Origin of the sequence: Corynebacterium sp. HMSC065H09 (assembly GCF_001812845.1) — a bacterium.
Classification (GTDB): domain Bacteria; phylum Actinomycetota; class Actinomycetes; order Mycobacteriales; family Mycobacteriaceae; genus Corynebacterium; species Corynebacterium jeikeium_D.
On sequence record NZ_KV810585.1, the window covers coordinates 316,797 to 334,802 of the forward strand.

Sequence of the window (18,006 nt, forward strand, 5' to 3'; positions counted from 1 at the left end):
AACATCCCTTCTCAAACTCTTTCGAATGAATCATAACTCAAAACTGTTCGAATCGTCGAGCATCGAACACTGTGCGTCCTTGAATTCTTTGGAAAAGATGTCCATTATGCGTGTTCGGAGGCGGTGCCGATGTCGAAAATCGAAAATAAATCCGGATAACAGTAGACAATGTTCGAACATGGTGCTATAAATCGAACATGACAAGTTACTCGAACAGTCGTTTGATGAAAAGGTCTAGACGGATTCTCCGCATCCGCCCTTGGACATAGTCTCCACAGCGTCGGGAAACGGTCGTACAACTCTTATTCTCTCCAGGCCGGCAACGGTGGGAGAGTCAACGTTGGAAAGGGAGAAAACATGATGTCTACGGTTTCAACCGCACTAGGTGTTAGCAGCACATCTGATATTGACTTTTCTCAAGTTTCTGAGCGCTCTGCTCGGACGACACGGAAAGCCCCGTTGGTGTGGGGTGAACGTAGTGCGTCTTGCACACAGCACATCGTTCGGCCCGGTCAGCGTGCACGTAGTGCACAGCGCAATCGCAACGGGGTGTCATCGGCGCGAATGCGAAGGGACAGGTCGCGGCCCAGTCATGTCTCGGTCAACTACGGGCGTCCGTCTCTATCAGTTAGCAGGGCGCAGCAGTCCAATCGTAGTGATGTATCCGCAGGCACTAACCTGACTCGTTTGATGGCGGTATGGGCTCTAGGGCTTGGTGCTTTCTTCGGAGTTTTCGGCAGCATGGTCTTTGAACAAGGGCAAAATGGGGCAGTCGAAAGCACCTTTACGTCTACGTACGCTTCCTACTCTGCACAATAATCATTCCGGTTTCCGGCGTTGGGGTGGGACGTAGACTGGAGACTGTGTATTGCCAGTTTTGTCATCATGATCAGACACGAGTCTTGGACTCACGGTTAATAGATAACGGTATGGGGATTCGTCGCCGGAGAGAATGCCTCAATTGCGGTAAACGTTTTTCTACGATTGAACGCTCGCAGCTGATGGTCGTTAAACGGGATGGAATCCCTGAGGAATTCAACCGCGAAAAGGTTATCCAGGGTGTTCGACGTGCGTGCCAGGGGCGCGAAGTATCAGAGTCTCAGCTGAAGAAACTTGCACAAAAAGTGGAGGAGAGCCTCCGCGAGAAAGGCACGCCCCGGGTGGACTCAAACGATATCGGCCTTGCCATCCTTGAGCCGCTCAAAGAACTGGACGAAGTTGGCTATCTCCGCTTCGCTTCGGTGTACAAGTCCTTTTCCTCCGCGGACGATTTCGCGCAAGAGATTGCCAGCATGCGCAAGGGGAAAGGACCTCAGGCTAATGGCAACGAGGTTAAAAAGAACTAACGCAGTTTATCCACACGTTTCTTTATTCGAGTCAGGGATACGCTCTGGGCGGTACCCAGCCGTTGTGCGAAAAGGCTGACGCGCAGCTCTTGAATGAGCCACTGAATATCCCGTACCTCCGCGGAATTCGAACGTGCCTTAGGCAGCTGCTGAAGCTTTGCCGCCAAGTATTCGCGGGCCTCAGTCACCTCATCTTCACGTTCGGCATCACGGTCCGGGTCACGGTTCATTTCCTCAAGCCGAATCTCCATCGCTTGGAGATAACGTGGCAAATGTCGTAGGTGCTGCCAACCGTGCCTTGCCACAGCGCCCTTAGGGAACATGAACTCCAGCTGGCGACGCATATCGTCAATAGCATCGCCTTCCCACTTGTTTAGCTGATTTACCACCGAGACATAACGAGGCATTGCCTGGGCAACGCCGACGACCAATTGGCGCACCTCTGAGGCGACTCCAGAACGAACGTGTTCGAGTAGTTTGTCGAATTCCTTCGGATCGCGGACCGGGCCGCCGGCAGCCATCATACGGTCGCGAATCACTGCGACACGGCAGTCCTCGACAAGCCCATCGGCGCCCCCATGTGGCCATGCGTCCACGCCAACACGTTGCTGGAGTGGAAGCCCCTTAGTCATTTGTGCACCATTTACTGGGCAATCCCGCAATAGCATTGTCAAGTTTGTGGTCGCCAACGTCGCCTCAGCCTGAGCCTTAGTTGGTTTGACCTCAATGGCCACGCCATCCTTGGTGGTCACCAGCGTCGGATACATCGTGACGGACTGACCGTCGACATTACTTTTGACCGTTAATGAGACGGCGCCCAAGTTCTCTGAAGTCCACTTTTTCACAGCTTCGCGTGCTGCAGACTTCGAACGTTTCGACACAGCAGTTGAGACCGTCGAGGCATGCTTGTCTCGAAGCGCAGCAAGATCTCGGCTCTGATCGACGATCTTTCCATGGCGGTCGACCACTGCGTAGTTAAAGCGCAAGTGTGCTGGCAGCTTCGAAGGGGCAAAGTCTGCACCATTGATGCCCGAGCCTCCGAGTCGTCGTAAAGCATCGGCAAAAACATCGACGAAGCGGCCTGAGTACGGAGTCATCGTCTCCAGCGCGCGGCGTGCGAAATCCGGGGCGGGGACAACGGACTTCCGCAGTGCCTTCGGCAGAGTGCGAATGTAGGCTTCCGCGAGCTCAGCGCGAAGACCTGGTACCTGCCAGTCGAAGCCATCTTCACGCAGACCTGCAAGAAGAGGCACGGGGACACGGAGAGTCACACCGTCATCAGGGGCGCCCGGTTCGAATTTATAGGACAGAGAGAAATCGACCGAGCCCTGCTGCCACATTTCGGGGAAGGCGTTGTCGTCGATGTCGCCGGCTTCGGGGTTGAGCAGCTTATTGGGATCAAAGTCCAGTAGATTTGGCTGCTTGGGCTTAGTTTTCTTCCACCAGCGGTCAAAATTGGTGGCCGTGGTGATAGAGGCGGGCAGCTTGGAGTCGTAGAACGCGTAGAGCACGTCGTCATCGACGACAATGCCGCGGGAACGCTGCTTTTCCTCGATCTTCTCGGCTTCGGCAAGTTTGTCTTGATTGTTCTTAAAGAACTCGTGATGTGTGTTCCATTCGCCGTCGACAAGCGCAGAGCGAATGAAGATCGAGCGGGCGGCGTCGGCATTGACTCGGTGATAAGGCATCAAACGATCAACCACCACAGGCACGCCGTAGAGCGTCGACTTCTGGTAAGCCATCGCTGCACCGCGTTTAGTCGACCAGTGAGGCTCTGAGTACTGGTGCTTGAGCAGATGAGGGGCTACCTTCTCTACCCACTGTGGCTGAATCGTGCCTACGTTGCGCGCAAAAGTGCGCGAGGTCTCGACGATTTCCGCAGCCATCACCCAGCGAGGCGGCTTCTTTGCCAACGCGGACGAGGGGTGAATGAGGAACTTCGTGTTTCGGGTGCCAGTAAATTCCTTGCCCTCGCCCTCGCGCGTACCAATCATCGATAACAGACCCGGTAACAGCGACTTTGCCACCTCGTCGGGATTGTCGACACCACTGGTTGAGCTGCGGGCCGAAAGACTCCAGCCCAGCTCAGCCGTTGCCTGGTGGAGTTGACGCACCAAGTCCTGCCACTCCCGAACGCGCAAATAGTGGAGGTACTCGCGCTTGCACATCTTGCGGAATTGGTTACCGCTAAGCTCGCGGCGCTTTTCCTCCAGGTATTGCCAAAGCTTCAGCAGGGAGTTGAAGTCGCTGGTGGTGTCCTTAAAACGGGCATGTAGCTGATCTGCCTGAGCTTGGCACTCCAGCGGACGTTCGCGGACATCCTGCAAAGACAACGCGGCGACAATGACGGTCACAGCCCCAAGAGTGGTGTTTTCGTACCCTTCGACCAGCATGCGGGCAAGGCGCGGGTCGACAGGTATACGGGCAATCTGTCGGCCGATGTCCGTCAGTTCGGGGGCGTCGGCACTGGAGCCGGAGCCAGATTCACGGCCTCTCCCAGACCCCGACGTTGTGGTAATAGCCTGAAGCTCTGTGAGGAGGTTAATGCCATCGCGCACTGCCTTCTGCTCTGGTGGCTGGACAAAGGGGAAGGCCTCAATCGCGCCAAGCCGCAGCGAAATCATTTGCAGTACAACCGAAGCGAGATTGGTGCGCAGAATCTCCGGATCCGTAAACTCGGGGCGCGAGAGAAAATCCTCCTCGCTGTAGAGACGAATCGCCACGCCATCAGCTACACGACCACAGCGTCCAGAGCGCTGATTCGCGGATGCCTGGCTGATGTCCTCGACTGGTAGACGTTGGACCTTCGTGCGGGTGGAGTAGCGGGAAATGCGTGCGGTACCAGTATCGACGACGTACTCGATACCCGGTACTGTCAGCGACGTTTCCGCAATGTTGGTCGCCAGCACAATGCGACGCCCGGAATGCGGGGTGAAGATCCGATGCTGCTCTGCATTAGATAGCCGTCCGAATAGTGGAACGGCTTCTACCCCCTTCCAGTGCTTGCCCTCGATGGCCTCGGCTGCTTCTCGGATCTCGCGCTCACCCGAAAAGAACACCAGGATATCGCCATCGCCAAGCCGCATGAGCTCCTCGCACGCAGCGATAACACCATCGATCTGCTCAATGGCGACTTCCTTTTCTTGCCCATTTTTCGCAACAACAGTCCGCACCAGAGGGCGATAGCGGATTTCTACCGGGTAGGTGCGCCCTGACACCTCGATGATGGGCGCAGGGTGCTCGTCGTCAGGCGCGAAATGACGGGCGAACCGTTCCGGATCAATCGTCGCCGAAGTGATAATGATCTTCAGATCTGGGCGCTGCGGCAGAATATGCTTTAAATATCCCAGCAGGAAGTCGATGTTGAGGCTGCGTTCGTGCGCCTCGTCGATGATGATGGTGTCGTACTCACGTAGCAGGCGGTCGCGGCCAATTTCGGCCAGCAGAATACCGTCGGTCATCAGTTTGATGCAGGTATCCTTGCCGACACGGTCATCGAAACGCACCGCATAGCCGACGTGCTGACCAATCTTTTCGCCCAGCTCATGAGCAATTCGCTCCGCCACCGAACGCGCCGCAATACGACGGGGCTGCGTATGGCCAATCTTGCCGCGTACGCCCCGTCCCAGTTCGAGGCATATCTTCGGAATCTGCGTAGTCTTACCAGAACCAGTCTCACCAGCAATAATGACGACCTGATTGTTCTCAATCGCCTCTGCAATATCGTCGCGGCGCGCGGACACCGGCAACTGCGCCGGGTAGGTGATGCGAGGAATCGCTTTACGACGATCTTCTAACCGCTCCAGCGCAAAGTCGAGGTCTGCAGAGATGGCAGACAGCGCCTTCGGCGCGGATGCTCGCTTCAGCCGACGACGGAAGGACTGAGCCTCCCGAATAGGTAATTGATCAGCGAGCTGGTAGAGCTCTTTTTTACGCGCGTCTTTAACGGGCTTGCCAGAGCGCTGCGGTCTGGCGGAAGTGCGGTTTCCAGAATTGCGGTTTCCCGACTGGACACGTGGAGCTGGTTTATCAGAACGGCTAGGAGTACTCATGGTTGCCTACTAGATTAGCCGCGTCTGGGGAGACAACCCACATCTGTGCTGATTGGAGACGCTCAAAATGGTCCGATGGCAGCAGGGAGCGTCCTACTTTGCCGCCGCTAGCTCTTCGGCAACTTCCTTGCAGTCCTCGCGCCCACAGTGCTGTGTCTCGGTGTGCTCCCAGCAATCATCGCAAATAAGCACCTGACGACGGCAGGTATCTTCGTTGATGCAGTTCTGGAAGGTGTTTGTGGGCTTGCCGCAGTGGACGCAGTGCCCGAGCTGTACGTAGTCCTCGTCTTCGATGCCATCGCCAAACTCCATATGCATGCGCTTGTCGAAGACATAGAGGGAGCCTTCCCACAGCCCCTTATTGCCAAACTTTTCGCCGTAGCGCACAATACCGCCGTCGATTTGGTAGACCTCTTCGAAACCGCGGTTCTTCATAAGTGCGGAGAGGATCTCGCAGCGGATGCCGCCGGTGCAGTAGGAGATAACCGGCTTGTCCTTCATCCAGTCGTACTTACCGGATTCCAGTTCGTCGATGAAGTCGTGCGTGGTCTTTACGTCCGGGACGACAGCGTTTTTAAACTTGCCAATCTCGGCTTCCATTGCGTTGCGGCCATCGAAGAAGATGACATCGTCGCCGCGTTCCTCGACCAGTTTATTGACCTCTTCCGGCTTCAAATGTGTGCCGCCGCCAATGACACCATCGACATCGACTTTCAGCTCACCCGGAGCACCGAAAGCGACGATTTCGTCGCGAACCCTGACGGAGAGTTTTGGAAAGTCATCAGCGCCGCCTTCGCTCCACTTGAACTGCATGGAGTGAAAAGCGGGGTACTGCTTGGTTTTCTTGATGTACTTCTTGCAGGCATCGAGATCACCGCCGACGGTGCCATTGATGCCGTGCTCGGACACCAGAATGCGGCCCTTGAGCCCTAACGACTCGCAAAGATCGCGCTGCCACAGCATGATGGCACGCGGATCGGACAGTGGGGCGAACTGGTAGTACAGAAGAATCTTGCTGATGCTCACGGGGACTATTCTAGTCTGCTCTCTCAGTTATCCTATTTTCGGCGTGAGCTGCTGGTATGGCTTAGTGCTTCTGATAGAGAGCCTTCTTCTGGTACTTAGGCTCCGAAGTCACTAGCACACCGAGGTTGCGGAAAATTGTTTCGTCCACGCTGCCCAGAATGGTAGTGGTGTGGACATCACAGTTTCGAAGGTTCTTCAGCTCGGCGAGGGCTGCGCGGGCATCGTCGCTGGTGGCCGCCGACACGGAAAGGGCGATAAGAACCTCGTCGGTATGCAAGCGGGGGTTGCGGCTGCCCAGGTGATGCGTCTTAAGCGTTTGAATTGGCTCAATGGCAGCAGGGGAGAGCAAGTGCAAGTCCGGGTCGATATTGGCGAGCTTCTTGAGAGCGTTGAGGAGCATTGCTGCTGAGCATCCGAGTAGTTCAGAAGTCTTGCCCGTGATGATTGTGCCATCGTGCAATTCGATTGCGCTGCCCGGCGCCCCGGTAGATTTCTCAACTTCAAGCGCTGGTGCGACGACTCGGCGGGCGGCTGTCGACACGTTGGCCTTGCTCATAATCATGGCAATGCGCTGCGAGACTTCGTCGTCTGCGCTGTTCTTGTGTTCGTCGACAAGAGCCTTGTAGTAACGGCGAACGATTTCCTGGTTGGATGCCTCTCGGCACACTTCGTCATCGTCGATACAGTAACCGGCCATATTGACGCCCATGTCGGTCGGTGACTTGTACGGTGACTCGCCCGCGAGCTTCTCCAACAGAGTGCGCAGCAGTGGGAAGACCTCGACATCACGGTTATAGCTGGTGACCTTGGTGTCATAGGCGGCCAAATGAAAAGGGTCGATGAGATTGATGTCATCGAGATCAGCCGTTGCCGCCTCGTAGGCCAGATTTACCGGGTGTTCGAGTGCCAGGTTCCAGATAGGGAAGGTCTCAAACTTTGCGTAACCGGAACGAATTCCGTGTTTGTGATCGTGATAAATCTGCGATAGACAGGTCGCTAGCTTTCCAGAGCCCGGGCCCGGCGCTGTAACAACGACCAAGTCCCGCGACGTTTGCGCCCATTCATTCAGCCCGAAGCCGGCTTCACTGACAATTTTCTCCGTGTTTGTCGGGTAGCCCTCGATATTGCGATGGCGGATGACGCTCAATCCGAGTCGCTGTAGGCGCTCAATGAAGTTCTTTGCCAGGGTGTTGTCGTCGGAAAGCTGCGTGACGACGACGCTGCCGACTAGAAACCCGCGTTCACGAAAGACATCGACGAGGCGCAGCACATCGTCTTCGTAAGTGATGTCGAGGTCAGCGCGGACCTTGTGGCGTTCCAAATCCTTGGCATTGATGCACACCATGATTTCCAGATCGTCTTTGAGGCGATCGAGCATAGCGATTTTATTGTCAGGCGTGAAGCCGGGGAGCACGCGCGAGGCATGCATGTCATCAAATAGCTTGCCGCCCATTTCGAGATAGAGCTTGCCGCCTTCACCTGCGATGTCTGCGCGCCGCTTCTTAATATGAGCGGATTGCATTTCGATGTACTTTTCGCGGTTAAAACCGACAGCCTGAGCCATGGTGCCCTTTCTGAAGTTGTGTCTGCGGGGAGCGCGCTAAAGCTTGCGAAATTCTACTGTGTCCATGGTAGTGATACTGCCTTGCGAATGTTGTATCGGTTACTGCTGTCGCGGGGGGAATTTTGGGAACTTTGGCTTATTAGGCCACGCGTAGGGGATTGTCTGATTAATCTCCCATGTATTGATATTCAAAAAGAAATATGAAGAGGATGTGACATGCTCGATCCCCAGATGGCATCATCGTCGAATTCGGCAGAACCAACCGCACGCGCCCCGTACCAAGTGGGCAGGCGAGGCTTCCTCGTCGGAGCAACTGCCGTGTCAGCTGCGAGTATGATGCCTGCCGTAAATGGTGCATCAAAGGCAAACGCCGCTCCTGCAAACGGGGCTTCTGCCGCCGCGGGGAATTCGACCACCAATTTGAATGTCGGTCGAGGAATGGCTGACATGACAGGCGAGCCACTCGGCGCTGGCATGAACGGGTATGCGGTCATGGACCAGACCACCTCGGGTCTGCGTCTTCGCCAGATGGCGCGTGCATTCATCTTCGGTGATGACAACGACAACCGTGTCGTCCACGTCACCGCAGATATGGGGCTCATGTTCCAGTCCATCCAGATGGAAGTTCTGCGGCGACTGCGAGCTCTCTTCGGAGACCTCTACCACGAGGGCAACGTGCTTATCTGCGCATCTCATACGCATGTCGCGCCGGGTGGTACATCGGGCCATCTTATGGTCGACCTGACTACTCTCGGATTCCGTCCCGTCACTTTCGAAGCTGTAGTCGTCGGTGTGGTCAAGGCTATTGAACGTGCACACGCTGATTACCAGCCGTCGACTATCCACCTGACCAAGGGGATTGCCCAGGATGCGGGTGTTAACCGCTCCCTGGAGGCATTCAGGCGTAACCCCGAGGAAGAACAGCGTCTTTTCCCCGACGGAGTCAACCCGGAAAGCCATACACTGCACGTGAGTCGTGGTGGTCGCGAAGTCGGCTTCATTAACTGGTATGGAATTCATCCGACCACCTTCGGTCCCGAGCACACCATCATCGACGGCGACAACAAGGGCTACGCAGCATGGAAGGTTGAGGTCGACCGCGGGGTTACCCACCGTGAGCCGGCCGATGCCCCCTTTGTCGCCGCATTTACCATGTCGTGCCCGGGTGACATCAGCCCGAACATGGGGCTCGTGCCAAATTCGGGCCCAGGCAACGGAGACGAAGCAGAGTCTGCCCGCATTCTCGGTCAGCGTCAGATTGACGCTACCCAGGGACAGACCATTGCACTGCCAGGAGGCGGTATCTCCACTGTCCACAAGTGGGTCAACCTGGGCGATGTCGACATCGACGGCCAATTCACGCCCGACGGCCAGCCGCATCGCACTGGACCTGCAATCCTCGGTGCGGCCTTCGCAGCCAGTAGCCAGGAGGATGGCGGTGGAGAACCAGCCCTCGGGTTCAACGAAGGCGAGCGCGGCGGTACGCCGTGGGTGCACCAGCTCAATAACGTCGTACTCCCGAAAAACATCGGGGAGATTCAGGGCAACAAAGAGTGCCTGCTGCCAGTCGGCTACATCGATGGTCTTCTCCAGCAGACCCACATGTTCTCCATCACCCGCATCGGTGGCTTCACCTTGATCACCAATGGCCTTGAACCCACCACAATGTCGGGCTACCGCATGCGTCAGCACGTCGCTGAAGTCCTCGGTGTTCCAATCGATACTGTCATCTGCCAGGGCTACACCAACAGCTATGGCCACTACGTCGCTACCCCAGAGGAATACGATCAGCAGGACTACGAGGGCGGCGCAACGGCTTTCGGCAAGTACACGCTCAGTGCGATGATTTCCATTTATCACAATCTCGCTCACGCGCTTGCCGACGGCATTGCGGTCGAGCCAGGCCGTGCGGCAGGCGATCTCACTGGCATCATCCCGCCGTCGCCAGCAGGAGGAAAGGTTATCGATTCCGCTCCAATGGGCAAGAATTTTGGTGACGTGCTTGAATCCACGGCAAGCGTCACGGTAGGGCAGAAAGCCGTTGCCCAATTCGTCGCGGCAAATCCGAATAACGACTTGCGACTGGAAGACGGCTACCTACTTATCAAGAATGACCGCGGTGAGATTGTTTCCGACGACTGGGACCAGGCAACTGTCATTGAATTTGCCAAGGACGGTATTTATACCACCGCCAAGGTCACTTGGGAGACCGGAGGAGTCGCGCCGGGCAAGTATGACATCATCGTGCGTGGTAGCGCGTTGGGTGTCGGTGATTCATTGAACGAATTCGAGGGAGTCGCTTCGGTGGAGCTCGTGTAAGAACGTCCAATTAAATACATTAATGCGCACAATGTGACTTATACTTTGGCCCATTAAAATCTCATCAAGGGCTTGTCTCACGTATAGTCCGTTGTGCGCATTATTTGTATGTATCCGTCAATTTGGCAGGAGCAGTCTGCTTCATGAATACCCCAAACAATCCATACAGCAACAACGATCCTTACGGTGACGGCAGCCGGGACAATGAGTCCAGTAACTATGACTCCCAGAGCCACGGTTTTCCCAACAATGGTTCGCAGGACTACAACCCTTACGGGTTCGATTCGGACGCACAACATGGCTCGCGTGGACCAGAGGATTCGCCACAGTGGAATCAGGCTTACGGTAGGGAACAGGCCTATGGCGATATTCCGTCCTACGGAACTGGTGAGCCAAGCGAGAACTATGGTGGCCAGCCCTATGGTGCGGGATCAAGCTACTGGCAGCAACCGGCAGGGGGGAATCCTGCAGCCGGTGCACTTGCTCCCGGAGTCAACATGCCAGGTGGCAATGAGCCACCGGTGAAGCCTGTGGCACAAGGGCCGACGAAGGTCGACATTGGAAGTGCCTTTTCCGCGGCGTTTCGTAGTCTAAATAGCAATTTTGCTTCTTGGCTTGGCGTCATGCTGACGTTCTTCGCCGTCCTAGTCGCCCTGATTGTTGGCGCAGCGGCAATTCTCTTTGCCTCTGGTGACTTCGATCCGGAATTTGAGCCGAACTATCCAGGCGATGTTCCGTTTGAGGATCTAGGGTCAATGTTCGCGACTGTCGGCGCGATGGCACTCCTATTTGCCGTGGGCATGTTCGCGATGCAGGCATTTATGTTGCGCGGTGCATTCGACGCTGTCGATGGGCGAGTGCCGAACTACGGTACTTTCTTCCGTGTAAACAGGTGGGGGTCTCTTATCGGTGTCTACATTGTCACGTTCCTGGTGGGACTGCTCGCCATGCTGCCGGGGATGGTGCTCTTCATCGCTGGAGCATCCCTGTCCGCCAATGGCAGTGAAGCTGCCGCGGCGATGATTCCACTGGGCTACTTGGTTTTGTTGTTGACGTCGATTTTCATCATGCCAATTACAGCGACTATGCCACTACTTGTTTTCGATGGTCGAGCAACTGCGCTTGAGGCGCCGGTTGTCGCTTGGCGCCTGGTAAAGCCCCAATATTGGACGATGCTTGTTGCATTCATTCTGACGTCGATTGTTTCTTCCGCAGGTGCGATGCTCTTCTATATTGGCATCCTGTACACAATGCCGCTGGCTATGCTGGTTCAGGTGCACATCTACCGCCAGCTCATCGGTGGCCGGCGAGTTATTAATGACGCGCAGGAAAATCCGGGCTATTACCCTCCGCAGCAGTAGCCGAAACGAATAAGAAAAAGCGCCCAAGGAACCGGTACAAATTGGTTCCTTGGGCGTTATTTGATCAGCAGGAAATCCTGCGGGGGAGCGTTCGACTATCAAAGCCGAACGTATCCTCCTAATATTTAGCGGGTAGCCTCAGCGAAGACAGCCTGTGCAATACCAGAGACGGTGCCTGCAATCTTCACAGCTTCCCAGACCTGCTCCTTGGTCAGACCAGCATCGCGGACGACCTTTGCGTGGGAGGTCACGCATGCTTCACAGCCGTTGATGGCAGAAACTGCCAGAGACCACAGCTCGAAGTCTTCCTTCTCGGCACCCGGATTGGAGATGATGTTCATGCGCAGACCGAACTTGACCTGTGCGTAGTCATCACCGAGCATGTGGCGAGTGCGGTAAGCGACGTTGTTCATGCCCATAACGGTGGCCGCACCAAGCGCAGACTCGAAAGCCTCGTCAGACAGGTGCTCCTTGGCTTCCTCAGCAATCTCGGAGAAAACGGTCTCGTTGCGGGTGGCAGCAGCAGATGCAAGCAGGGTACCCCACAGCTGCTGCTCGGAGAGTTCCGTAGAACGGGTGAGAGTGCCAAGGTTCAGCTTCATGTCCTTGGCGTACTCCGGTAGGCCGGAACGAAGGTTATCGATGCTCATATGAGTTACTTCAGCTCCTGCTTCAGAACATCCATCTTGTCGATGTTCTTGGTCGGGTCATTCTTCTGCCAGTTACATGCGCAGACCTCTTCAGACTGAAGAGCGTCGAGAACACGCAGAACCTCGTCAACGTTACGACCGACAGCGTCCGGGGTAACGGAGACGAACTGAATGATGCCGTCCGGGTCAATGATGAAGGTTGCGCGGTCTGCAACACCGTCAGCGTTCTCGACGCCGAGTGCACGCATCAGGTCGTGGCGGATGTCGGAGAACATCGGGAACGGGATGTCCAGCAGTTCCTCGTGGGTTGCACGCCAGTTGAAGTGGGAGAACTCGTTGTCGCCAGAGCCACCGAGAATAACGGTGTCGCGGTCTTCGAATTCCTCGTTCAGCTTGCCGAATGCAGCAATCTCAGTCGGGCAGACAAAGGTGAAGTCCTTCGGGTAGAAGAAGACGACTTTCCACTTACCCTCGTAGGACTCATTGGTTACCTGCTCGAAGTAGTCATCCGGAGAAGAAGCGTTTGCATCACGCAGGTTGCCGCCCTTCAGAGCGGTCAGAGAAAACTCGGGGAACTTGTCGCCAACAGTCAAAATTGCCATGGAATCCTCCTGAATGTATTCCTTTTGGGGTCACACACCATTATGCCTATGGATCCCCGAACCGTCAAGAGGAAAAAGTTAATAAGCTCGTGTAGGCTTATAGGTATGCGTAATAGAGATTATCGGCCCACTTTGCCTCAGTTACGTGCCTTTGTCGCGATTGCCGATACCGGTCACTTCGGTCAAGCCGCTGCCCGCCTCGGCATTTCACAGCCCAGCCTGTCACAAGCGCTTTCTACCCTTGAGCAGGGACTGGGGGTGCAGCTTGTAGAGCGTTCGACTCGCCGAGTGCTGGTGACGCCACTCGGTCGCGGTCTGATTCCATATGCCCGCCAAGCATCTGAAATTGTTGACGAGATCGTTGCTCGCGCCTCTGGCCGTACAGATGATTTGTCCGGACCACTATCCATTGGTGTTATCCCTACGGTTGCTCCATACGTGCTGCCCAACTTCCTCCAGTTGGTTCGTGACGAGCTGCCAGATCTAAAGCCTAGGATCGTCGAAGAGCCGACCGAGCGTCTCATCGAATCACTTCGCTCCGGCACCATTGATGCAGCGATCATGGCACTGCCGTCTGATGTGCCTTCCTTTGAAGAGATTTACCTCTACGACGAGGAGTTCTACATCGTCGTGCCAGAGGATCATCCGCTGGCCGGTAAAGAAGACGTAAAGCTTGAGGCGATCAGGGACTTGGACTTGCTCCTGCTTGACGACGGTCATTGCCTGCGTGACCAGGTGTTGGATATTTGTCGCAAGGTCGATGCTGTTCACGGCGAGACCTCCAGCTTGGAAACACGGGCGGCTTCTCTATCGACCGTCGTGCAGTGTGTTGCCGGTGGGTTGGGGCAGTCGCTTGTACCGGAATCGGCTGTCAAGATTGAGGCCGACCGACCCGGCCTGGCTGTTGCGCGATTCGAAGGTCCGGCACGGCCGGGACGCACCATTGGGCTGGTTCACCGCGCATCATCGGTACGCGGCGGCGAGTTCAATCGAATTGCCGAACTGGTACGGCAAGCATACATAGACGCTGTTGCCTAAAGCTCTCTTGGCGCATGCTGCAATAGCGTACGAAATAAGCAAAAACCGGGCTGGCAGTTCCAGCCCGGTTTTTCGCGTTTATCCCTGAATAATTCGCAGCGATGCCAACCTGACCTCGCCGTATTCATCAGATGCAGCCAAGTCAACGTCCGCTTCAAAGCGCCAGCCGTGGTCGCCCTCAGGGTCATCGAGTATCTGGATCACATGCCATAGGCCCTCACCAGCCTTGCGGTCAATCGAAATCATATCGCCGCCGCGAGCCTTTGCATCGATCCCTAGGTCATCGTATTCATCGAAGTAGTCATCCATCGCGGCAGGCCAATCTGGCGCATCGTCGAGGTAGTTGTCCAGGTCGGCCAGCTCCTCCTCCTTTTCAAAGGCAAAGAGCTGCACGTGGCGAAACATGAGATTGCGCACCATACGGGTAAATGCACGTTCGTTGCCTGTAAGGGGCCGCGACTCGTCGGTGCCAAAAGCCGCTTCCTTGAGAGTTTCCTCGTCCAATGGCTTGTCCGGATCGGCCATCTGCGCCCATTCATCCACCAGGGAGTTATCCACCTGCACAACGAGCTCGCCGAGCCATTCCACAATGTCCCGGAGTTCCTCGTTAGCGGCTTCCGGAGGGAGAGTGTGTCGCAAAGTGCGCCAGGCATCGGTGAGGTAGCGCAGGAAAATACCTTCAGAGCGGGCAATTCCATACTCAGATACCACGTCCGAGAAAGTCATGGCCTTTTCCACCATCTCGCGCACCACAGACTTGGGCGACAGCGAAAACTCACGCACCCACGGGTGACCTTGAGCATAGGTGTCGAATGCGCCCTCCAGCTCGTCGGCAAGCGGCATCGGCCATGTGATGTCTTCGACGATGTTCATACGTTCGGTGTAATCAACACCCTCGGCCTTGAGCGCGGCGATTTCTTCACCGCGTGCCTTTTTCTGCTGCGCGATGAGCAGTGGGCGAGGGTCTTCCAGAATTGACTCAAACACACTGATGACATCGAGTGCGTAGTTCGGGCTGTCCTTATCCAACAGTTCGAGCGCGGCGATGGCGAAAGGCGACAGCGGCTGATTGAGCGCGAAGTCACGCTGCAGCTCCATTGTCAGCTCGGGGCGGCAGTCATCGCCCTCGCCATGCATGACGACGATTCCCGCGTTGACCAAACCGCGGTAGAGCTCAATTGCGGTCAGAATAGCCTCATTTTGCTGGTGGCGGGTGTCGTGATTGGTGCGCAGCAGATGACGCATGTGTTCGTAGGTATCGCCACCACGTGCAATGACGTTGAGCAACATACCGTTGGTAACTGCAAAGCGACTGGTCAGCGGCTCTGGTGGCTGAGAAACGATTTTGTCGAAGGTCTTCTCCGACCATGTCACTTCGCCCTTGGGAACGGACTTCAGCCGCAACTTCTTCAGTTTGGCCTCATCCTGGCCGGCACGGCGACGCAGCTTGGCGTTTTCGATTTCGTGTTCAGGTGCTTCGACAACTACGGTGCCCTCGGTGTCGTAGCCAGCACGGCCGGCGCGTCCAGCAATCTGGTGGAACTCGCGTGACTTGAGAATTCGGCTACGACGGCCATCGAATTTGGCCAAACCGGTAATCAGCACCGTGCGAATAGGCACGTTGATGCCGACGCCGAGGGTATCCGTGCCGCAGATGACCTTCAGCAGACCAGTCTGAGAGAGACGCTCAACCAAACGACGGTACTTCGGCAGCATTCCCGCATGGTGGACGCCAATTCCCTGGCGCACCAACTTGGAAAGAACTCGACCAAAGGCCGTGGTAAACCGGAAATCGCCAATCTCCTCGCGAATCCGCTCCTTTTCCTCCTTCGTCAGCAACTTCAGACCGGTCAGTGCTTGGGCCTGTTCAGCTGCTTGGCGCTGGGAGAAAAAGACGATGTAGATTGGGGCTTTGCCGGATTCCAGCAACTCCGCCAGCGTGTCATGAACTGGTGTGTAGACATAGTGGAAATCCAGCGGTACCGGGCGCGTCGTACCTGTAACGAGGTTGACGTCGAGTCCCGTGCGTTCCTTCAAATCCGTCTCAAACTTTTGAGTATCGCCGAGAGTGGCGGACATCAACAGGAATTGGCAACGGGAAAGCTCGAGCAAGGGCACTTGCCATGCCCACCCGCGATCGGGATCCGCATAGAAGTGGAATTCATCCATTACCACCTGGTCAATATCGGCGTCGGCCCCGTCGCGCAGGGCGATATTGGCGACAATTTCCGCAGTTGCGCAGATGATGGGTGCACCACCGTTGACGGTGGCATCGCCGGTCATCATACCGACGTTCTCAGCGCCAAAGACCTCGCAGAGGGCAAAGAACTTCTCGCTGACCAAGGCCTTAATAGGCGCTGTGTAAAAGCTGCGCTGGCCACGAGCGAGGGCGCAGAAGTGGGCAGCAATAGCCACCATGGACTTGCCCGAACCTGTCGGAGTGGCAAGGATGACGTGGTCGCCACCAGCGAGACCAATAGCGGCCTCCTCCTGGGCCGGGTAGAGCGTGATGCCCTGATCCCTGGTCCAGGCAATGAACGAGTCCATAATCGCATCGTCGAAAAGGGACTCTGGAACCTCAGCTAGGTCGGGAAGCATTTCAGATAGTGACACGCTTCCCACCCTAGCGGTAACCCCGGATTAGAAGCGGAACCAGGGCTTCCAGCCGCGCCGACGGCGAGGTTGTTCCGGTTCACCGGATTCTTCGCTTTCCGCCTGCTCTTCCCGAGGCTGTTCTGACTCAGGCTGTTCGGCAGTGCCGTCTGCAGAAAACTCCGCAGACCTATCATCCGCCGAGGCCGACTCGGATTCTTCCGAGTGTGCGTCAGTGTCCTCTGATGTAGTTGCCGAGGAATCCGAGCTGGCCGGGGTCTCCGCCTCGTCGTCAAGCGAGGAAGAATCCTCTACTGGGCGCAGCGGTTGAGAAGCGAGGAACCTTTCGAACTCAGCGCCAATCTCGTCGGCCGAAGGCATCTCGCCGTTAGGTCCAAGCAGGGGAGAAGTCTCCAGCTCTTGACGACGTTGAACTTCCTGGTCGTACTGTTCCTCGAGAAGATTGACCAGCTGAGAGACCTCGCCGGAATCATTCGTCTGCGTATTGAGCAGCTCCGCCACCCGCGCGGATTCCTTCTCCAACGCCTCAAGCGGGAGCTCGAGCTTGGCTAGTTTTGCTACCTCCTGCAACAGCCGCAGTGACGCCAGCGGATACTCAGAGGCCGCGACATAGTGTGGCACCTGTGCGGTGAAACCAAAGGCATCACAACCGCGGCTTGCGAGCTCGTACTCAATGTTCAGGCTCGCAGCACCCGGAACTGTGACGCGGTTTCCCCAGGTATGCATATCACCGAGTTTCCGCTTATCTGTGCCATGGGCGATGATGCCCAGTGGTCGGGTGTGCGGAACCGTCATCGGAGCCGAGTACAGCGACACAGTCCGACCGACATCGTAGCGCTCCGCCAACTCTGCAACGGCAGTCGAGAAAGCCTCCCACCGCATGTCTGGCTCAGGGCCAGAAAGCAGCAAGAACGGCTTACCGACGTTGTCGCGAACCACATTGAGTGACAGGTTCAAATCGGATACATCCACAATCTGGTCGTGGTTCATCGTCACAGAGGGACGGCGAGAACGATAATCAATCAGCTCGTCGATAGAAAAGTTCACCAATGGACGGTGCTCGAGAGCATCCAAGAGGAAACTAGCTGATTCCGAGACGGCATTACCGGCATCCGCATAACCGCTAAGTGCAATGACCAGGGTCAGATGGCCCTCGCTTCCCGTTACGTCAGGAACCGGAAAAACTACCTCGTACATATTGCCCTGAGGCTTGTCGGTCGGATCACTCACGTACGACTACCTCCTGCATCACATTTTTCGTCATTTGAAGTAAACAACCACGATACCGCAGAAACTATTCCAGTTATCCACAAGTAGAAAGTAGTCCACAGATGGGCCGATTTTTCCGGTCGCGCACAAGCAAGGCTGTTGCGGATTCGATAACAATGAGAGCCACCAGATGGCGAGAGGATTGTCCGCTGTCGAGCTATTCCAA

The 18,006-nt window shown here is 56.1% G+C and carries 11 protein-coding genes; 4 read left to right on the forward strand and 7 right to left on the reverse strand.

The features are described 5' to 3' along the window. The first annotated feature begins 863 nt into the window (after positions 1–863). Complete coding sequence (nrdR, locus tag HMPREF2878_RS05325; protein ID WP_042388651.1) at positions 864–1,346, forward strand: transcriptional regulator NrdR; 483 nt, start codon at positions 864–866, stop codon at positions 1,344–1,346. On the opposite strand, the gene hrpA is transcribed toward nrdR, so the two are convergent. The 3 genes from hrpA to HMPREF2878_RS05340 all read right to left on the reverse strand — a co-directional run bounded on the left by hrpA (position 1,343) and on the right by HMPREF2878_RS05340 (position 7,988). Further along, the gene (hrpA, locus tag HMPREF2878_RS05330; protein ID WP_070652955.1) at positions 1,343–5,398 is read right to left on the reverse strand and encodes an ATP-dependent RNA helicase HrpA; all 4,056 of its coding nucleotides are present in this window, start codon (positions 5,396–5,398) and stop codon (positions 1,343–1,345) included. The genes nrdR and hrpA overlap by 4 nt on opposite strands. A gap of 93 nt (positions 5,399–5,491) precedes the next feature. Continuing rightward, positions 5,492–6,424, reverse strand: a complete 933-nt coding sequence (locus HMPREF2878_RS05335) for an oxygen-dependent tRNA uridine(34) hydroxylase TrhO (RefSeq protein ID WP_016422632.1) — start codon at positions 6,422–6,424, stop codon at positions 5,492–5,494. Positions 6,425–6,485: 61 nt separating this feature from the next. Further along, positions 6,486–7,988, reverse strand: coding sequence for a DUF1846 domain-containing protein (locus HMPREF2878_RS05340; RefSeq protein WP_070643044.1), 1,503 nt, complete (start codon positions 7,986–7,988; stop codon positions 6,486–6,488). A gap of 216 nt (positions 7,989–8,204) precedes the next feature. Here HMPREF2878_RS05340 and HMPREF2878_RS05345 point away from each other — a divergent pair, with 216 nt between their 5' ends. Together HMPREF2878_RS05345 and HMPREF2878_RS05350 are read left to right on the forward strand one after the other, a co-directional pair. Beyond that, entirely contained in the window at positions 8,205–10,307 is a 2,103-nt protein-coding gene (locus HMPREF2878_RS05345; protein ID WP_070652956.1) for a neutral/alkaline non-lysosomal ceramidase N-terminal domain-containing protein, read from the forward strand. Positions 10,308–10,450: 143 nt separating this feature from the next. Beyond that, on the forward strand, positions 10,451–11,668 hold the full coding sequence (locus HMPREF2878_RS05350) for a hypothetical protein (RefSeq protein WP_070652957.1): 1,218 nt from the start codon (positions 10,451–10,453) through the stop codon (positions 11,666–11,668). 125 nt (positions 11,669–11,793) lie between these two features. Here the strand turns inward: HMPREF2878_RS05350 and HMPREF2878_RS05355 are convergent, their stop codons facing one another. Beyond that, positions 11,794–12,318 carry an alkylhydroperoxidase, AhpD family gene (locus tag HMPREF2878_RS05355; protein WP_038628796.1) on the reverse strand — a complete coding sequence of 175 codons (525 nt, stop codon included), beginning with the start codon at positions 12,316–12,318 and terminating at the stop codon, positions 11,794–11,796. A 5-nt stretch (positions 12,319–12,323) separates the two neighbouring features. After that, entirely contained in the window at positions 12,324–12,920 is a 597-nt protein-coding gene (locus HMPREF2878_RS05360; protein WP_016422637.1) for a peroxiredoxin, read from the reverse strand. Positions 12,921–13,025: 105 nt separating this feature from the next. Here HMPREF2878_RS05360 and HMPREF2878_RS05365 point away from each other — a divergent pair, with 105 nt between their 5' ends. Further along, positions 13,026–13,958: a hydrogen peroxide-inducible genes activator gene (locus HMPREF2878_RS05365; protein WP_049189738.1), complete on the forward strand. Its 933-nt coding sequence runs from the start codon at positions 13,026–13,028 to the stop codon at positions 13,956–13,958. A 78-nt stretch (positions 13,959–14,036) separates the two neighbouring features. Here the strand turns inward: HMPREF2878_RS05365 and HMPREF2878_RS05370 are convergent, their stop codons facing one another. After that, the gene (locus tag HMPREF2878_RS05370; RefSeq protein WP_141753114.1) at positions 14,037–16,556 is read right to left on the reverse strand and encodes a DEAD/DEAH box helicase; all 2,520 of its coding nucleotides are present in this window, start codon (positions 16,554–16,556) and stop codon (positions 14,037–14,039) included. Between the two features lie 42 nt (positions 16,557–16,598). Beyond that, positions 16,599–17,801: a PAC2 family protein gene (locus HMPREF2878_RS05375; protein ID WP_016422640.1), complete on the reverse strand. Its 1,203-nt coding sequence runs from the start codon at positions 17,799–17,801 to the stop codon at positions 16,599–16,601. Between the last annotated feature and the right edge of the window lie 205 nt (positions 17,802–18,006).

What these genes read in the sequence shown, in the direction of transcription:
- hrpA (WP_070652955.1), bottom strand. Translation starts at nt 5,398, where the DNA reads ATGAGTACTCCTAGCCGTTCTGATAAACCAGCTCCACGTGTCCAGTCG.
- HMPREF2878_RS05340 (WP_070643044.1), bottom strand. Translation starts at nt 7,988, where the DNA reads ATGGCTCAGGCTGTCGGTTTTAACCGCGAAAAGTACATCGAAATGCAA.
- HMPREF2878_RS05345 (WP_070652956.1), top strand. Translation starts at nt 8,205, where the DNA reads ATGCTCGATCCCCAGATGGCATCATCGTCGAATTCGGCAGAACCAACC.
- HMPREF2878_RS05350 (WP_070652957.1), top strand. Translation starts at nt 10,451, where the DNA reads ATGAATACCCCAAACAATCCATACAGCAACAACGATCCTTACGGTGAC.
- HMPREF2878_RS05355 (WP_038628796.1), bottom strand. Translation starts at nt 12,318, where the DNA reads ATGAGCATCGATAACCTTCGTTCCGGCCTACCGGAGTACGCCAAGGAC.
- HMPREF2878_RS05360 (WP_016422637.1), bottom strand. Translation starts at nt 12,920, where the DNA reads ATGGCAATTTTGACTGTTGGCGACAAGTTCCCCGAGTTTTCTCTGACC.
- HMPREF2878_RS05365 (WP_049189738.1), top strand. Translation starts at nt 13,026, where the DNA reads ATGCGTAATAGAGATTATCGGCCCACTTTGCCTCAGTTACGTGCCTTT.
- HMPREF2878_RS05370 (WP_141753114.1), bottom strand. Translation starts at nt 16,556, where the DNA reads ATGCTTCCCGACCTAGCTGAGGTTCCAGAGTCCCTTTTCGACGATGCG.